The following is a 15,706-nucleotide window of genomic DNA, read 5'->3' on the forward strand; positions in this document are numbered from 1 at the left end:
AAATTTAGACACTCTGGATATAATACACAAATAAATATTATTAAAAAATACAATTTAGTCTTATGTTATTAGAAAAAAATAGAATTTTACAAAAAATATCACCAATATTTACAGGTTATATTTTAGTTTTTTCTTTAATTATTTTTATTTTTATTGCAAATACAACTCAGGCAGCTGTTGTACTAGAGGATACATTTACAGGTACCACTATTAATACTTCTAAATGGAATGAAGTTGATGCTACGGGAGTTGGTGGTTCTTCGGGTTCAATTCAACAAAATGATGCATTAACAATAGTAGGAGACGGTGCTAATTGGGGTGGTGTTAGATTGGTTAGTCAAGATAGTTTTCTTAGATCATCTACTCCTATGTTGCAGACGGATTTTTCAGTTAGTGTTACGGGGCAGTTTGGCGCTCCTATTGCGTATGGCCCTAATGACATACTAAATCATGCAACTAATGAAAATTATGCGTTGATAGTTCATAATTCAGGGAGTTTTTATATAGCTCGTCGTTATAACAATGCTTGGGCTACTCTAACTAGCACAGGAGTTGCTATTGTCGCTAATAGACGCTATAGAGCTATTATCAATATTGGAACATCAGCAGGAGCAACTTTTGAATTGTATCAAGATACCAATGGTGACGGAGATTTTAATGACGTCGGTGAGGATATAGACCTATTTGCTGGAGGAGTAAATTCTATTGCAGACGGTACTTTTTCTACAGGATATTTTATTACTGCCAGTCATTCTTCATCATTAACAACAACTATTTACAGTTCAATTGTTTCAGATTCTTCAGTGCCAACCACTGTTCCTGACGCTCCCACCAGTCTAACTGCAACTTCATCTAGTACAGAAATGGTTCTTTCTTGGACAGCTCCAGTTAATAATGGAGGAGTATCTATTACTGACTATAAAGTAGAATATAAATTAGCTTCAGAACCGACTACTTGGTCTACTTTCGCAGATGGGACTTCTACAACCACTACTACTACTGTCACAGGTCTAACCAATGGACTTAGCTATGACTTTAGAGTGTCAGCAACTAATACTAATGGTACTAGTAATGCTTCTTCGATTTCTTCGGCTACTCCAATATCCAGCACTCCAACTGTGCCAACTGCTAATACAATAACTATAACTGGATTAGTATCGGTTGGAGAATTAATCACAGGTAATTACACTTTTAATGATGTAAATGGCGATAGTGAAGCAACTTCTTTATATCGTTGGTTAAAAGCAGATACGGCAGATGGAACATATTCAGCTATTTCTGGAGAAACTAGTATCAATTATACAGTTGCCTCTAGTGATTTAAATAAATATTTTAAATTTGAAGTTACTCCAATAGCAGATACTACACCTATTACTGGTAATGCTTATTTGAGCTCAGCAACTTCTCAAGTAAATGAGTTGAGTTATTTTAATCATATTTTATCTACAGGTCAAAGTTTATCCGAAGGTCAGAATGGTTCTCCAGCCCTATCTACTAGTCAACCATATAGCAATAAAATGTTAAGCGGTTCATCTTTAGTACCTTTAATAGAAAGTAGTGTAGAAACAATGAGCAGTGCTATGGCAAATACTCTTACAGCTTTATCTCCAGACGGTAGTTTTCAATCAGCTGTTACTCGTCATGGTATTGGAGGAACAGCATATTCTGGGTTAAAGAAAGGTACTTCAGCATACAATAATGGTTTATCTCAGACTACTGATGTTAAAAATGCAGCTACTGCACTTGGTCTGACAGACAGAGTGATTGGGGTGACAGCTATACATGGAGAGTCTGATCAATTAGCTGGTAATGGAGGTCTTTATCAAGGGTATTTAGAAGCATGGCAGTCTGATTATGAAACAGATATCAAAGCAATTACTGGTCAAACCAGAACCATTCCATTATTTACCGATCAAATGAGTTCATTTAATTGGTATAATGCCGCGTTTCCTTCGATTACTCTCGATCAATTATCAGCAGCTGAAGATAATCCAGATAAGATCGTGTTGGTAACTCCAAAATATTTTTTCACTTATTCAGATTCAGCTCATTTAACAAATGTCGGTTATCGTTGGCTCGGAGAATATTATGGTAAAGTTATAAAAAAAGTTGTCATTGATGGTGAGGCTTGGAGACCTCTTAGTCCAGATACTATTGTAAGAAATGATAATGTTATCTATGCTCAATTTCATGTACCAGCAGGAGAATTAGCTTTTGATACTTCTTTAGTTAGTGCTCGTAACAATTATGGTTTTGAATACTATGATTCGACTACTTCAGCAAGTATTAGTAGTGTGGAGCTATTAGATTCAGAAACTGTTAAAGTAACTTTAGACAGTACTCCAACTGGTAGTGGTCAAAAACTTCGTTATGCATATACTGGAGTAGCTGGAACTGTACCAGGTGCTCAAATTGTTGGGTCTCCTGCTGGTAATCTTCGTGATACCGATCCTACCTCATCACTTTATGGTAATACATTATATAATTGGGCAGTACATTTTGATAAGGTAATAACTGAAGATTTTACTCTGCCAATTAATTCTAGCATTACTTCCATTCCAACTTCAATTACAACAGCTATTGCTTGGGCTACCAATGAAGCAGGTTCTAGTATAGTAGATTATGGACTTACCTCTAGTTATACTACATCTACTATTGAAACAAATACACCAACACGTGTAACTGATCATAGTATTTCATTGTCTAATCTTTTACCTTGTACAAGATATCATTACCGAGTTAGATCAAAAGATTTAGCCCAAAACCAAGGCACAAGTTCCGATAATACTTTTACAACTTTAGGTTGTACAGGCTCAGCAGCGGTTGAAGAAATAAAATTTAGCACAGTTACTGTTTCCACTGGAGCTACTATTAATTTTAATTCTGGCACAGCAAATCTTTCTTTAAATGTGCCAGCTAATTTTTCTTCTACTCTTAATTATAGTGTTGAATTTCAATTAAATAAACTAAACACTAATGCTGTAATATTAACTACGAATACTCCTAGTGAAACAAGTATAGTGGGTGAACATACCTACAATTTGACCGCTTTTGAAGATGTGAATACAGCTATACAAAATTTTGATAAAAATATAGTTATTACCATTACTTATATTGATAGTGATGTAAGCGAATTAGATGAAACTACATTGGCTATTTATTATTGGACTGGTAGTGCTTGGTCTGTTTTAGATAATTGTTCAGTAAATACAACAGCTAATACTGTGTCTTGTGAGACTAATCATTTCACTACTTTTGGTGTATTTGGTTCAGCTGCTAGTAGTGTTAGCGGGGGTGGTGGATACGTCTTGCCACATTCAATTGGAAATGGAACAACGGACACTAGTATTGGTATGGGTCAAACAAAATCTGGGTTTATTATAAATACAAAAGGAAAAAACTTTTTAGCTTATATAAATTCTATGATTGGTTTTGTAGCTTACAGAAACAATAAAAAGTATATCGTTAAAATTGAGGAGTTAGATATGTCGGATAGAAGAATAAAGCTTGTTCTAAATCCTGATCCTGTTGCCATATATTTATATCCAAAACAGACAAAGAATATTGATTTAAATAAAGATGGTATAAATGATATTAAAATTAAATATAACGAGTTGTTAAAAAACAGAATTGATTTAACTTTTACTAAATTAGAGAACAAAAAAATAAAAGAACAAGTTGAAAAACAAGAAAATACTTCTACTTCTAAGAAACAAAGCTATAAATTTACTCGTAGTTTAAGAGTTGGAATGTCAGGAAGAGATGTAAAAGAATTACAAAAGTATTTAAATAATAATAGATTTACACTTTCATCAAAAGGTGAGTCTGGGTCATCTGGCTATGAAACAGAATTTTTTGGTAGAGCTACTAAAAATGCTTTAATTAAATTTCAAAATAAATATTATAATGAAATACTTAAGCCAGTAAAGTTATCTGTTGGTACTGGGTATTTTGGTCCATCTACAATTAAGTTTGTTAATGATTCTAATAATAAAATAATAGAAAAAACAGAACAATCCATTAAAAAACAAGTAGAAGTTAAAAAAGAAATAAAAACATCTTCTTTATTCACAAAAGGATTAGAAATAGGAATGAAAAATAATGATGTTAGAAGATTACAAAAATTATTATCTACCTTACCTTCCATATATTTAGAAAGATTAACAACAGGATATTTTGGAATACTCACAGAAAAAGCAGTTCAAAGATTCCAATTAAAATACGGTGTAATAAAGGATAGTACTGATATTGGTTTTGGTTATGTCGGGCCAAGTACTAGAAGTAAATTGAACGAAGTGTTTGGGGAATAAGTAAAGAATAAGGGGTTTGAGAAAGGGAGAATTCACCCCTTTAATTCCCACTCTTCCCAAAAGCCCAGACGAAAAATCAAAATTTCTTTTAAAGATAAAATTCTATAACAATAATAATGATTGAAAAATTTTAGAAAAATAGGCCACGCCCTCCGCTCCGCTATAAACTTGCCCCGTTGCACTCTCACTTCGCTATCGCTCCGTTCGGCTCGCCTAACACAGTATATGTGGTTCACTCGTTGCATTTCGCTCTCCCATATTTTGCTCCACTGCGTTCCGCAAAACATCGTATATACTGGAATGTTATACGCAATGGAGCGGAGCGGAATGAGGTATAACAGCGTATATCCGAAATAAATTCAAAATTTATAAGGATATATTTATATAAATATATCAATTTTTATAATAATATGAACAAAATAAAAAGAAGGTGGGATATACTTTCAAGTGAAGAAAGGAAATATTTTGTCAGGGAATTAATTACTTTTTTTGCAGAAGAGCGAGATGAAGAACCTGGAATGATAGCTGGAGAGGAAGTTTTGGATTTTTTCTTACAAAATATTGGAGAAAATATTTATAATAAAGGAGTAGAGGATTCAAAAGATGTTTTAAAAAATCGTTTTGATGATTTGGAGATAGATTTGGAGCTTTTACTTAAAAAATAAAATATAAAGTTATATATTTTCTTCTTTTTCTTGGTATAATATATAAACTTAATATTAAAAAATAAATAATATGAAATACGGATATAGTAAAAAAGTGGATCTTTCTTTTGAAGAAACAATAGAAAAGACAAAAGCAGAGCTACAAAAAGAGCAGTTTGGAGTTCTTACGGAAATAGATGTAAAATCAACATTAAAAAATAAACTTAATGTTGATTTTGAAAACTATATTATTTTGGGTGCTTGCAATCCGCCAAATGCTTACAAAACACTTCAAGCCGAGATTGAAATTGGGTTGTTGTTGCCTTGCAATGTGATAGTTTACCAAAAAAATAGTGATACTTTTGTTTCCGCCATACTTCCAACTGTTGCAATGAGCTTTGTGGAGAATAAAGATCTGGAAAATACGGCACAAATTATAGAAGAAAAGCTAAAAAAAGTAATTGATAATATATAATTTAAAAAAGGAGGGTATGAAAAAATATAAATGTCCAAAATGTAAGATGGAATATAGTAAACCGGGAAAATGTGAAATGGACGGAACAAAACTTGTAAAAATGAAAGGCTCACATAATAAACATAAAGATGTAAAAGGGCATAGTAAGAAAAGTGCAAATCATAATCATCACAAAATGATGATGAAAGATTATAAAAAAAGATTTATTGTTTCCGCAATTATTACAGTGCCAATTTTGGTACTTTCTCCTCTTGTTCAGGGTTTATTAAATTTTGAACTAAGTTTTGTTGGTGATAAATATGTTTTGTTTGCTCTTTCTAGTTTTATATTTTTTTGGGGTGGAAAGCCATTTTTAAAAGGTATTTTTACAGAATTAAGGCAGAAAAAACCGGGAATGATGACGCTAATTGCTTTGGCAATTTCTGTTGCTTATTTTTATAGCACCGCAGTTGTTTTTGGACTAAAAGGAAAGTATTTTTTTTGGGAGCTTGCTACTTTAATAGATGTAATGCTTTTGGGACATTATATAGAAATGAAATCTATAATTGGAGCATCAAAAGCACTGGAAAAATTGGCAGAACTTATGCCAAGCACAGCCCATTTACTAAAAAATGGAGATGTAGTAGATGTTAAAATATCAAAACTTAAAAAAAATGATGTTGTTTTAATTAAAGCTGGTGAAAAGTTTCCAGCAGACGGAATAATTGTAAAAGGATCTAGTTATATAAACGAGTCTATGCTTACGGGTGAATCTAAGCCTGTAAAAAAAGGATTGAAAGCGGTTGTAATAGGAGGCTCTATAAATGGGGATAAAATTTTGGAGGTTAAAGTTTCTGGAACGGGAGAAGATTCTTATCTTGCAAAAGTTATAAACTTGGTAAAACAGGCTCAAGAATCAAAATCTAAAACCGAAAAACTTGCAGATGTTGCAGCTCGCTGGCTTACAATGATAGCAATAGTTGCAGGATTTGGAACTTTTGTGTATTGGTTTTTTTATGGACCAGATTTGGCTTTTGCAATAGAGAGGTTGGCAACTGTTATGGTGATTGCTTGTCCGCACGCTTTAGGACTTGCAATTCCTCTTGTAAATTCTGTCTCAACATCTGTTTCTGCAAAAAACGGTCTTTTAATTAAAAATAGAACTGCATTTGAAAATGCAAAAAAGATAACAACAATTGTTTTTGATAAAACAGGAACACTTACAGAAGGAAAATTTGGAGTAAGTTCTATTGTTTTGTTTGATAAAAAATACAAAGAAAAGCAGGTTTTACAGTTTGCAACTTCTTTGGAAAAAAATTCAGAACACCCAATTGCAAAAGGAATTATCGAAAAAGCAAAGGAGTATAAACTAAAAATATTAAAAGTATCAAAATTTAAAGTTTTAAAAGGTGAAGGTGTGGAAGGTGTTGTAAATAAACAAAAAATTCAACTTATAAGTAAAAAAGCTTTAGAAAAAAGAAAATTGAAAATACCAAAAAATATAAAAATAGACGATGTTGCTACTCTTGTTTTTATAGTTGTGGACAAAGATTTGGTAGGAGTTTTTACTCTAGAAGATAAAATAAGAAAGGAATCCTTTGAAGCAATTTCAGAGCTAAAAAATAGGGGAATTAAGTGTTTTATGCTGACAGGAGACAACAAAAAAATTGCAAAAAATGTTTCTGATAAATTAAAATTGAATGGATTTTTTGCAGAAGTTTTGCCACACGAAAAACAGGAAAAGATAAAAGAACTACAAGAAAAAGGAGAGTTTGTGGCAATGGCTGGAGACGGCATAAACGATGCTCCCGCATTAGCTTTGGCAGATGTTGGTATAGCGATTGGGTCTGGCACAGATGTGGCAGCCGAGACTGCGGACATAGTTTTGGTAAATAGCAATCCAAAAGATGTTGTTTCATTAATTATTTTTGGAAAAGCAACTTACAGAAAAATGATACAAAATTTATTTTGGGCAACTGGGTACAATGCTGTAGCCATACCTTTGGCAGCAGGGGTTTTGATTGGGTACGGAGTTGTGATTTCGCCAGCAATTGGCGCAGGAATGATGTCGCTTAGTACTGTAATTGTTGCTATAAATGCAAGATTATTAAAGTTGAAAAAATAATTTTTTAATGGTAAAATAAACTTAGTATTTTAAAAAATAATTCTTAATCAAAAAATATGACAACATTTTGGATTATATTCTTCTATATTCTTTTGGTGGATTCAGTTGGGGCAAACGCAATTTCTTGGTTTGGTGTCAAAAAATGGTACAAAGGAAATTTTAGCATAATGGCAAGATATTTTCCCGCTACAAAAGGTTGGACAATATATTATTTTGTTTTAGTCTTGGTGATTGGGTATTTAATACATAATTATGTGGCAACATTGTTTTAATTTTTATATTAAAATAAATAAAAGTTAGTATATAGTCTTATACTAACTTTTTTAATTGGTAAGATTTTAAAATTATTGACAAAATAGAAGAATAATGATAGTATTTTTATTAGTTCTTTAACATTAAACTCAAAGTCCTATTTCTATTTATTATTTTTTTAGGTTAATTAAATTAAATAGAAACTTATTATAAGTTTCTAGCCTAAAAATTAATAAAATAATATGGGTAAAAAGGAGGTAAAACAATGAAAAATAAAGTAGTTAAAAAACGCATTAAAGTGCGTATCGGCAAAGGTAGTTGCAGTATATGTGACTAATTTTTGAAACAGAAGGGAGGTTCTCCTCCCTTCATTTTTTCTAAAAACTCAAAGAAGAGGAAAGACGATGGAATATAAAACTCAAATAAAAGGCTTAGAGGTTGAAACAGAAAATATAATCTATGAAATAGAGTTTGGACAGATTCAGATTGAAATTACTGGAAGATGTAATATGAGTTGTCAGCACTGTCGAGCAGACAATCAGGTTAGGAAAGATATGCCAATTAATCAAATTGTGAAAATAATTAAATTTGCTAGGCAGTTCAGCCAAAATTATAAAGAAATTGTAATTTCTGGAGGGGAACCTTTATTGCATGATAGTTTTGAAGATGTTTTAAGGCAGGTAAGGTTCAGCGGTGGAGATTTTGTAACATTAACAACAAACGGTCTTTTACTTACAAAAAAACATCTTTCATTAATTAAAGAGTTAAATTTTCAGCGTTTCGTACTTTCTATAAGTTTGGATAATTTAGACCCAAAAAAACATGATAGTTTTCGTGTTTATGACGGTGCATTTTCAAAAGCTGTAGATGCATTAAAATTAGTTGTTGAAAGTAATATCCCAAATTTGGTGGCATCTATGCGTTCAACTATACAAGCATCACAAATTTGTGAAATGGAGAAAATGGTTAATTTTGCAAAAAATATTGGATGTAAAAGAGTTAGTTTTTCTGCTATACATCCTGCAGGAAAAGCAATAGGACGAGGAGATTTGTGGATGACCCGTGATCAAAAATTTTCTTTTTTGAAAGAAATTTATAGATTGAAAAAGATTTTTCCAGATATTAATGTGACAACAAACGACCCATTAAAATGTATTCTTAGAGGAAAAAGTGATTTTGGTGAAGAGGGTGAATTAGTTTTTGACGGTTGTGGAGCTGCGGCGATTACTTTTAATGTAAATGCTAATGGAACTATGACACCTTGTGCTTTATTAGATATTTCAATGATGAATGTTTTTGACTTAGATATAGAGCAAATGAATATTAAATATCAAAACAATCCAATAGTACGAAATATGCTTGGAATGAATTTAAAAGGTAAATGTGGGAGTTGTAAGATAAAATATCAGTGTGGGGGCTGTAGGGCGCGTGCTTTAATACAGATGGGCGACTATTTAGAAGAAGATCCTCATTGTTGTATTTAAAATAATTTTAACTTGGCCGTTTTTTATTAAACGGCCTTTTGTTTTTATAAGAACTTATTATATAATAAAGATATGAATAAACATTTGAAACAATTTGTAATAGAAAAATTTAATAAACCAAGAAAGTCTTTAGATTTGGGTGCAGGTAATTTTTCTGATGTTGAGGATTTAAAAAAAATAGGATGGAAAGCAGATGGTGTGGATTTGAAAACTGGAGTTGATTTGGAATATTTGTTTGAATCAAAAGATAAACCATTTGATTTAGTTTACTCAAATTATGTGATACATAAAATAAAAAATAAAAAAGAGTTTATTAAGACAATTTATATTAATTTAAAAAAAGATGGCTGGTTTTTTGTACAAACTTTTGATAAACTAGATGTAAATAGTAAGTCTGATTTATCTAATGAATATTTACAAAAAATATTTAAAGATGCAGGATTTTATAATATTAAAACAAAAGTTTTTGATTTCTATGACAACACAAAAGGACATAATCATTGGCATAAAATTTTAGAAATATTTGGGCAGAAAAAATAAAAAATTAATATTAATTTAAAAAAAGTATGACAAAACTAGTGTATGGAGTGGATACAACAAAAGAAGTAACACCAAAAGATGTAAGAGACGCAACTATAAAGTGTTTTATAAAAGCACACAAAGAGGTTTTGGATGATATGGGAGAGGATGGCGTAGATCCAAAAGAAATTGAAAAAATAAAGAAGATGAGTATAGAGTTGCAAATTAAAAAAACTTTTGAAGATGTTGGGGCTGATTTTGATAATCCAACAAAGGAAGATCTTTTAAAAGCCTGTGAAAAGTTGGCAAAATTTGCAGAAAATTTTAGAAAACCAGAAATTGTAAATAAACATTATTCAGAGATAGCAGGATTAATTAAGAAAATTAAGTAAATTATCCAAAAATACTTGACATTTAATTAAAATAATGGTATAATTCTTCTTAGAACGTTTGTTTTTCCGTGTCAGTAATAAATTTAAATGTGTACAGTTTAATTTATAAAGATACACTTAGCAAAAACACAGTTCGAAATCTTTATATTTTAAATAGATAACATGTCAAAGAAATTATTTGTAGGAAACATTAGCTGGGGAGCAACTGAAGACGATTTAGGAAAGTTGTTCGCACAGTACGGAACAGTTGAAGAAGCTGTTATAATTACTGACAGAGCTACTAACCGTTCAAAAGGATTCGGTTTTGTAACTTTTGGTACAGAAGAAGAAGCTACTGCCGCTATTGCAGCATTAGACGGGTATGAGCTAGACGGAAGAGCAATCACTGTTAACGAGGCAAGACCTCCAAAACCACGTGACGACCGTTACTAAATTTAAAAAATAAAAAATAGAGTGTGTACAGCTCTATTTTTTATTTTGTAAAAAAATGGTTTTTTGTGTATAATTAAGTAAAAGTTTATATAAAATTATTCTGAAAAATAAAATAAAAAAGTTAAAAGGTTTTTATGTTCCACTGTTGGGGTTAATTTTGTTTAGTCTTTTGTTGGTTTATACTGTGTTTATCTCTACAGTACCTGTATTAGGTGTAAGCTATAGAGATATTTTTTCAGAAGGGCTTACGGCTTTGGTTATTTTAGTTTGGATAGGTGTAATTGCAAGAATTTATGAACAAAAAATCTTATTTATCCCATTATTTTTAGGGCTTTCATTATTTTTTCTTGGATCTTTGGAAGATTTTTTAGATGAATTTTTTGTTTTAAATTTAACTTTTATAGAAAATTTAGTTCCGATAGGATTGGCTATTGCAAGTTATGGAATTATTAAATGGATGTATGCATTAATTAGAAAAACTACTGAGTTGGAGATAAAAAATAAAAAATTAGAAGAAATAACAAAAAAATATAAAGTTAAAAGTAAAAAGTTAGTTAAGATTGAGAAAAAGATAAAAATACAAAATAAAAAACTAGAACAAGCTTTAGAAGATTTTTATGAATTGAGGGTGAGTGTAGAAAAAGATAAAAAGAAGATTGGAAAAGAGAATAAAAAAATAAGGAAAAGAATTGATAAATTAAAAAAATAGTTTTATTTTAAGTCTAAAATTGCAAACTGTTTGCAAAATATGAAGAAAAAGAAAGTTCACAATAAAGATGGAAAAATTTTGCAAGATGTAAAGTCTTTTGATTATAGTAGAGCACTAGACGGTGCTTCTGATTTTTTGCAATACCTAATTAGACAGCAGGAAGTTTTAGCAAAAGTAGCTCTTAAGTTGGCTTCATCTTCTTTTAGTTTCGAGGAAAAAATGAACTACACAATGCAAAAAATAGGCGAGCATACAGATGTTAGCCGTGTCTATATTTTTGAGGATTTTAAACATAAAACACACACAAAAAATACATACGAGTGGGTTGCAAAAGGTGTTGAGCCACAGATAAAAAAATTAAAAGATATAAAATATAAAGATATTCCTTCTTTTTTGAAATTATTAAAAACAGATGGCGATTTTGTTGTGGACGATGTAAAAAAATTACCAACAGATTTGCAGGAAATTTTTATACCACAAAACATAAAAGCTATTATTATTTTTCCACTTAAAATTCAAGGAAAAAAGTTTGGTTTTATTGGGTTTGATGAAGACAGAAGGTCCAGAAACTGGAATAAAATAGAGGTAGATTTAATTAGAATTATGTCTTTTTTAATTGCTAGTGCATTTGAGCAAAAACATAATCACGATAAACTTAAAACTCAAGTGGAGCGTTCAGAGAAAATGAATAAATTTTTGGTAAATAGAGAGCTTAGAATAACCGATTTAAAAAAGAAGTTAAAAAGGTTGACTAATAAAAAATAAAACTATGCCAGAAGAGACTACTTTTGTTTCTGCCGACCCTTGGAATGACGGCGAACATTGGCGACTTATTATGCTTTTTAAAGCTCGCGGAATTGAGTTAAAAGGAATGAAATCAGAACAAAAAGTAGTAGAAGGTGAGCCTGCCAGACAAAAAATAGAAGTAATTGCAACACCAAAAAAAGTTAGAGAAATTTTACTTTCCGATGATGAATTTAAAAACAGGGTAGATGAATTGATGAAATAAAAATTATTTAAAAAACCCCGCATATTAATTTATGCGGGGTTTATTTTATTGTCTATACCCATGGCGAATAGATTCATGCAAAAGTAAACTTCGTAAAAGTTTTACAAATTCTGGGGCTACTTCTCGTGGTGCAGAATCTTCATTTTTAATACCTCCATAGCCAAACAGTCCTGCATCGAGTATATCCATTTTTTCGTCAAAGGAGAATGCTTTTATAATATCGTTTGCCAGTTCTAGTCCGCCAGAATGTAATGCAGATTCAAATTCCTCTGAATCTTTGGGGAGGTTTATTATGTTACAGCAAACCTGCACACCTAAAATTCTACGATTTGCAAATAAAACGAATTCGTCTATTTGTCTTATAATTTTTTTGCAAATTCTTTTACATTCACCGTCTTGACGTGCTAATTCCCAAAATAATTTAAACTCTGGGTCGGTTTTGTCTATGGTTAAACGTTCTATAGATTGCATCATAGCTTTTATCTTGACTATATCGCTTTCTATTTTTTTTATATCCCAATCAGTAAGCCGTGCAGGTTTCCATTCTGGAATTTCAACCCAAGGTTTTGGAAATTCTGTTTTCAAATCATCTCTAGTAATTTCTGCAAAATGTTGTATCATGTGTTTTGCTATTTGAAGTTGATCATTTGTAAAACTTTCGTGTGATACAGATGTTAGACCATTTGTTTTTTCAGGTTCTGAATATAGAAAAACTAATCCAAGATCAGGGTTTTGTGCAATATTTGCAACGTGGGTTTTTAAAAAGGGCAGTGGTTTTATTTTCACGATTTTCTCCTTTTTTGAGTGTGTAGTTATTTAATCATAAAAAAGTAAAAAATAAAAGTTAAAATTATTGTTAATTTGGTGTAAGAGAGTAAAATATTGTAAAATACAAGTATATAAAATTTAAATCTTCAAAATGTCTTTGAAAAATATTTTAAACAAATTTGCGAGTTCTTATCTTTTTGTTTTGTCAGTTTCACTTTTGGTAAGTCTTCTTTTTCCTACTCAAACAGTAAAACTTGCTTCATTTAGTACACTTTTTCTTGGTTCAATTTTTTTCTTGAGTGCTTTAAAAATAGATTTGCGTGAAACTCTTGGATATTTTAAAGATAAAGCAATGTTTGTGGTTGTGATTTTGGTGATGCTTATTTTACTTCCAATTGCTGTATATTTTGTCACTTTGTCGTTAGTTCCAAATTTGGCAATAGCATTTCTTTTGCTCGCTGTAATGCCTTGTGGTATGACAGCACCTCTTCTTTCGGAAATTTGTGGAGGTAAGCAGAGTTTAGCGCTAGTTCTTACAATTTCAACCTCACTTTTGGCGCCATTTACAGTTCCAATTGTGATAAAAGTTTTGGCTGGCGCAAATGTAGATGTGAGTATGTATGATATGTTTGTTTCACTTGCAAAAGTTATATTTATTCCATTTATTTTGGCAAACATTGTAAAATATTTTTGGTACAAAAAAATACAACCAGCCTACAAATCTTTCAAATCTATATCAACAGTTCTCCTAGGACTTTTGATAGTAAGTGTTGTCTCCCAACAAGCAGATGTAATAATCGGTGGTTTGCAGGGAAAATTTTTATTTTATTTATTTTTAACATTTGTATTTTTTATAATTGTACATTTTTTGGGGTATTTTGTGGTTTTTTGGCGAGACAAAAAAGACAGAATTACAATCACAATTTGTATTTCTTATATGAATTTCACATTGGCAATTTATTTGGCTGGGAAATTTTTTGTAGATCCAAACATAGTTATCCCGGTAATTTTGTCTGTTTTACCTTGGAGTATACTTCTTATTCCTTTTAAATTTATTATTCGTAAATTAAAATTGGTAAATTAAAAATAAACAAGGATCTCTAAATTATTGGAGATCTTTGTTTGTTTTGTTAAACTTCTTTTTTGTATTTATTTTTTCAAAGAGATAATCTCCTTTACAGTTTCCTTGGAAAAACCGCCGAGAATATATAAAGTAGCGAAGTAAATAGAGCTACCAATTAATACTAAAAATATTATATTTAAATCTTGAAGAGATAAAATAACCACGGCCATAACTGCAGAGGAGAGAATTGCTTTCATAAAAGTCCCAAGTTTTATACGAACTTTTGTGTATCTCCAAATTACGATTGCAAGTAAAATTCCTGCATAAAATTCAGAAAAAACCGTCATCCAAGCTGCGCCGAATGCACCAAATTTTGGGATAAAAATTAAATATCCCGTAAGAGTTATTACGGCATTTGAAATATAAATCCACATCACCTGTTTTTGTTTGTTTATGGCTACAGCAGTGTGACCAAAAACAGCCCCCAAATATACTCCAAAAACTGCTAAAGACAAAATCTGCAAAAGAAATACAGAATCTGTAAAATTAGCACCGACAACAAGTGAAATAATAGGCTCAGCGAGAGCGATAATTCCAACTGTTATTGGAATTGCAAAAACCATCATTGTGTCAAAAGACATTTGCAATCTGTAAGAGAACTTCTTTTTCAAATTTCTAGACCAATTGTATGCTAGAATAGGAAGTAAAACACCCATTATCATCATGGCAGTTTGTGCTACGACATCTAAAATTCTATACGAGGCACCATAGCTTCCAACTTCTGCTTGGCTTTTGAAAATAGAAAGTAGTAAAATATCTCCACGCAAATAAACCACATTGAAAACTATAGAAATCGCAATTGGCCAAGATTTTTGGATAATCGCTTTCCAAATATGCCAGTCAAAACGAAGTGTTGCTGTGTTTTCTCTGAAAGCTCGTATCCAAAGCACGGCAGTATAAGAAATGCTAGAAATTGTAATTAAAGCCATAATTGGTAAAAAATTTGCATTTTTACTTATTAAAAGCCAAAGTCCAACAACTAAAATAATTTTTCCTACTACTTCGCCCAAAGCTTGAATATGCATTTTTAGTTTTTCTTGGTAAAAACCTATCAAAACTTGGTTCATTGAAACCGCTACAAAACCCAAAACTAACACGGAAATTGCAATTTTCACCTCTGCTGGATAAGGGAAAAACAAGACAATAAGTGGCGCAAGTGATAAAAACAAAACAGAACTTAAAAACCTAAATCCAAGTAAATTTTGGAATAATTTTGTTTTATCAAATTTCTTTTCACTCATCATTTGTGATGTGACAGGAATTAGCCCAAAATCAATCACAATCCCAATAAATTGTAAAAATGAAATTGCCGTAATATACCAACCAAAACGCTCTTGCCCTAAATATCTGGCGAGCATTCCTATTGCAATCAAACCTAAAATTGTTGAGATTATTTTTCCAACAATTTGAATTATTGTATTGTGTGCAATTTTTTTGTTCAAAGACATATTCATATATTATTCTATAATCACTATATCAGTTTGA

Annotated in this window: 15 protein-coding genes; 13 read left to right on the plus strand and 2 right to left on the minus strand. The window is 31.1% G+C overall.

Annotation, left to right across the window (positions count from 1 at the left end):
• Nucleotides 1-62: 62 nt before the first annotated feature.
• The 12 genes from L3J07_04455 to L3J07_04510 all read left to right on the plus strand — a co-directional run bounded on the left by L3J07_04455 (nucleotide 63) and on the right by L3J07_04510 (nucleotide 12,330).
• The gene (locus L3J07_04455; GenBank protein ID MCF6277055.1) at nucleotides 63-4,310 is read left to right on the plus strand and encodes a fibronectin type III domain-containing protein; all 4,248 of its coding nucleotides are present in this window, start codon (nucleotides 63-65) and stop codon (nucleotides 4,308-4,310) included.
• A 410-nt stretch (nucleotides 4,311-4,720) separates the two neighbouring features.
• The gene (locus tag L3J07_04460; protein ID MCF6277056.1) at nucleotides 4,721-4,975 is read left to right on the plus strand and encodes a DUF2164 domain-containing protein; all 255 of its coding nucleotides are present in this window, start codon (nucleotides 4,721-4,723) and stop codon (nucleotides 4,973-4,975) included.
• Nucleotides 4,976-5,045: 70 nt separating this feature from the next.
• Complete coding sequence (locus tag L3J07_04465; GenBank protein ID MCF6277057.1) at nucleotides 5,046-5,429, plus strand: DUF302 domain-containing protein; 384 nt, start codon at nucleotides 5,046-5,048, stop codon at nucleotides 5,427-5,429.
• 16 nt (nucleotides 5,430-5,445) lie between these two features.
• The gene (locus tag L3J07_04470; GenBank protein MCF6277058.1) at nucleotides 5,446-7,533 is read left to right on the plus strand and encodes a copper-translocating P-type ATPase; all 2,088 of its coding nucleotides are present in this window, start codon (nucleotides 5,446-5,448) and stop codon (nucleotides 7,531-7,533) included.
• Nucleotides 7,534-7,589: 56 nt separating this feature from the next.
• Nucleotides 7,590-7,805, plus strand: a complete 216-nt coding sequence (locus L3J07_04475; protein ID MCF6277059.1) for a hypothetical protein — start codon at nucleotides 7,590-7,592, stop codon at nucleotides 7,803-7,805.
• Between the two features lie 384 nt (nucleotides 7,806-8,189).
• Nucleotides 8,190-9,269 (plus strand): radical SAM protein, encoded by a 1,080-nt coding sequence (locus tag L3J07_04480; GenBank protein MCF6277060.1) that lies wholly within the window; start codon nucleotides 8,190-8,192, stop codon nucleotides 9,267-9,269.
• A gap of 72 nt (nucleotides 9,270-9,341) precedes the next feature.
• The gene (locus L3J07_04485) at nucleotides 9,342-9,809 is read left to right on the plus strand and encodes a class I SAM-dependent methyltransferase (GenBank protein MCF6277061.1); all 468 of its coding nucleotides are present in this window, start codon (nucleotides 9,342-9,344) and stop codon (nucleotides 9,807-9,809) included.
• A 26-nt stretch (nucleotides 9,810-9,835) separates the two neighbouring features.
• Nucleotides 9,836-10,180 carry a hypothetical protein gene (locus L3J07_04490; GenBank protein MCF6277062.1) on the plus strand — a complete coding sequence of 115 codons (345 nt, stop codon included), beginning with the start codon at nucleotides 9,836-9,838 and terminating at the stop codon, nucleotides 10,178-10,180.
• Nucleotides 10,181-10,342: 162 nt separating this feature from the next.
• On the plus strand, nucleotides 10,343-10,612 hold the full coding sequence (locus tag L3J07_04495) for an RNA-binding protein (protein ID MCF6277063.1): 270 nt from the start codon (nucleotides 10,343-10,345) through the stop codon (nucleotides 10,610-10,612).
• A 157-nt stretch (nucleotides 10,613-10,769) separates the two neighbouring features.
• Nucleotides 10,770-11,321: a hypothetical protein gene (locus L3J07_04500; protein ID MCF6277064.1), complete on the plus strand. Its 552-nt coding sequence runs from the start codon at nucleotides 10,770-10,772 to the stop codon at nucleotides 11,319-11,321.
• 39 nt (nucleotides 11,322-11,360) lie between these two features.
• Complete coding sequence (locus tag L3J07_04505; protein ID MCF6277065.1) at nucleotides 11,361-12,086, plus strand: GAF domain-containing protein; 726 nt, start codon at nucleotides 11,361-11,363, stop codon at nucleotides 12,084-12,086.
• A gap of 4 nt (nucleotides 12,087-12,090) precedes the next feature.
• Nucleotides 12,091-12,330, plus strand: a complete 240-nt coding sequence (locus L3J07_04510; GenBank protein ID MCF6277066.1) for a hypothetical protein — start codon at nucleotides 12,091-12,093, stop codon at nucleotides 12,328-12,330.
• Between the two features lie 45 nt (nucleotides 12,331-12,375).
• Here the strand turns inward: L3J07_04510 and L3J07_04515 are convergent, their stop codons facing one another.
• Entirely contained in the window at nucleotides 12,376-13,116 is a 741-nt protein-coding gene (locus L3J07_04515) for a hypothetical protein (protein ID MCF6277067.1), read from the minus strand.
• 133 nt (nucleotides 13,117-13,249) lie between these two features.
• Here L3J07_04515 and L3J07_04520 point away from each other — a divergent pair, with 133 nt between their 5' ends.
• The gene (locus L3J07_04520) at nucleotides 13,250-14,182 is read left to right on the plus strand and encodes a bile acid:sodium symporter (GenBank protein MCF6277068.1); all 933 of its coding nucleotides are present in this window, start codon (nucleotides 13,250-13,252) and stop codon (nucleotides 14,180-14,182) included.
• A gap of 65 nt (nucleotides 14,183-14,247) precedes the next feature.
• Here L3J07_04520 and L3J07_04525 read toward each other — a convergent pair whose 3' ends face one another.
• On the minus strand, nucleotides 14,248-15,669 hold the full coding sequence (locus L3J07_04525; GenBank protein ID MCF6277069.1) for a flippase: 1,422 nt from the start codon (nucleotides 15,667-15,669) through the stop codon (nucleotides 14,248-14,250).
• Nucleotides 15,670-15,706 lie beyond the last annotated feature (37 nt).

It is taken from the genome of Candidatus Magasanikbacteria bacterium (assembly GCA_021648085.1).
GTDB lineage: Bacteria > Patescibacteriota > Patescibacteriia > Magasanikbacterales > UBA922 > JAKITS01.

Coding starts and splice junctions, on each gene's coding strand:
- L3J07_04510 (MCF6277066.1), top strand. CDS start 12,091: ATGCCAGAAGAGACTACTTTTGTTTCTGCCGACCCTTGGAATGACGGC.
- L3J07_04525 (MCF6277069.1), bottom strand. CDS start 15,669: ATGTCTTTGAACAAAAAAATTGCACACAATACAATAATTCAAATTGTT.
- L3J07_04460 (MCF6277056.1), top strand. CDS start 4,721: ATGAACAAAATAAAAAGAAGGTGGGATATACTTTCAAGTGAAGAAAGG.
- L3J07_04455 (MCF6277055.1), top strand. CDS start 63: ATGTTATTAGAAAAAAATAGAATTTTACAAAAAATATCACCAATATTT.
- L3J07_04490 (MCF6277062.1), top strand. CDS start 9,836: ATGACAAAACTAGTGTATGGAGTGGATACAACAAAAGAAGTAACACCA.
- L3J07_04485 (MCF6277061.1), top strand. CDS start 9,342: ATGAATAAACATTTGAAACAATTTGTAATAGAAAAATTTAATAAACCA.
- L3J07_04505 (MCF6277065.1), top strand. CDS start 11,361: ATGAAGAAAAAGAAAGTTCACAATAAAGATGGAAAAATTTTGCAAGAT.
- L3J07_04475 (MCF6277059.1), top strand. CDS start 7,590: ATGACAACATTTTGGATTATATTCTTCTATATTCTTTTGGTGGATTCA.
- L3J07_04480 (MCF6277060.1), top strand. CDS start 8,190: ATGGAATATAAAACTCAAATAAAAGGCTTAGAGGTTGAAACAGAAAAT.
- L3J07_04520 (MCF6277068.1), top strand. CDS start 13,250: ATGTCTTTGAAAAATATTTTAAACAAATTTGCGAGTTCTTATCTTTTT.
- L3J07_04495 (MCF6277063.1), top strand. CDS start 10,343: ATGTCAAAGAAATTATTTGTAGGAAACATTAGCTGGGGAGCAACTGAA.
- L3J07_04470 (MCF6277058.1), top strand. CDS start 5,446: ATGAAAAAATATAAATGTCCAAAATGTAAGATGGAATATAGTAAACCG.
- L3J07_04465 (MCF6277057.1), top strand. CDS start 5,046: ATGAAATACGGATATAGTAAAAAAGTGGATCTTTCTTTTGAAGAAACA.